1 protein-coding gene is annotated in these 1,030 nt (G+C 64.1%); it reads right to left on the bottom strand.

The features are described 5' to 3' along the window. Positions 1-944 (bottom strand): IS4 family transposase (locus tag CKO42_RS26695; RefSeq protein ID WP_200252750.1); only part of this gene is annotated, 944 nt, incomplete at its 3' end. Between the last annotated feature and the right edge of the window lie 86 nt (positions 945-1,030).

Here is a 1,030-nt window from a genome sequence, read left to right as displayed (position 1 = left end):
TCTTCTTCCCAGCGCTCATGGTACAGGCACACCAGGGTGCGAGCAGGGTCCAGTTCGGCATCGAGCAGGGTGGTCAGCAACCGATGACGCTCCTCCTTGCCGGGACGCTGCGGGTCATCAAGCGTGTATTCGATCAGGCGCACCAGCAAGCCGTGACGATCACGGCGCCGATCAGCGGCGCTCGGATACAACTTGGCGAGGTAGGAGCCATCGGGCAAGTGTTGGATCGGGATGAAGACGCGATTGGAGGTGATGCGTGCCAGCAGATGGGCCTGACGCACGCGCACGGCGCTGACGGTGGCGTGGGTGAGAAAATGCCGATCCCACAACAGCAACATATCCGGCTGCAGGAAGCGCAGCAGGGCTGGCGCCATGGTGATTTCCGCCGAGCGCAACGACTTGATCAGCCATGTCCACATGACGTGACTGCCGGTCTCGCACAGGGCCAACACCCGCACCTGCGGAAAGGCCCCGGGCGCGCGGCCACTGCCGGGGCGCCCGAAGGCACGCTCGTTGGCCGGGGTATCAGCCACATTCAGCACGAAGCCATCGATGGCCATGGTGCGCATGCCGCGGTAGAAAGCGCCGGGCGTCTCGGGGCGACCCAGCAACGCGACGACCTGTGCGGCCAGCGCGCGCAGCGGCGCCACCCCCAAACGCTGGCGCGCCTCGCACAGCGTTGAGCGCCCCGGGATGCCGCCTGGGCGAAAGACCTGCAACCAGCGAAAAATCTGGCGATAAGCATCGCGAGAAAACAACCCAAGGGCAATCATGAACCACACCATGAACCACCCCGGTAGGCGCCGACAGTGGGTGCGATCGCGACCGGTCTGCGCCAGGGCGTCATCGACTCGGGCGCGCGGGATGATGCGTTGCAGCGCCCGCAGGCGTTCGTGCGTTGGCCATGCGGCCAACGCCGCTGTCTCCTGGTGTAGGTCGATCACCGTAGCCTCTTGATCAGATTAAGATTTCATGCAATCTAGCCTGATACTTGGCCACGCATTTGGCAAGCCCATTGAACGGTATTGGG

This window comes from Lamprobacter modestohalophilus, from assembly GCF_016583905.1.
In the GTDB taxonomy this organism is placed as follows: Bacteria; Pseudomonadota; Gammaproteobacteria; order Chromatiales; family Chromatiaceae; genus Lamprobacter; species Lamprobacter modestohalophilus.
The sequence above is the reverse complement of the archived record's forward strand: the minus strand, read 5'-3'. Positions and strand labels throughout refer to the sequence as shown.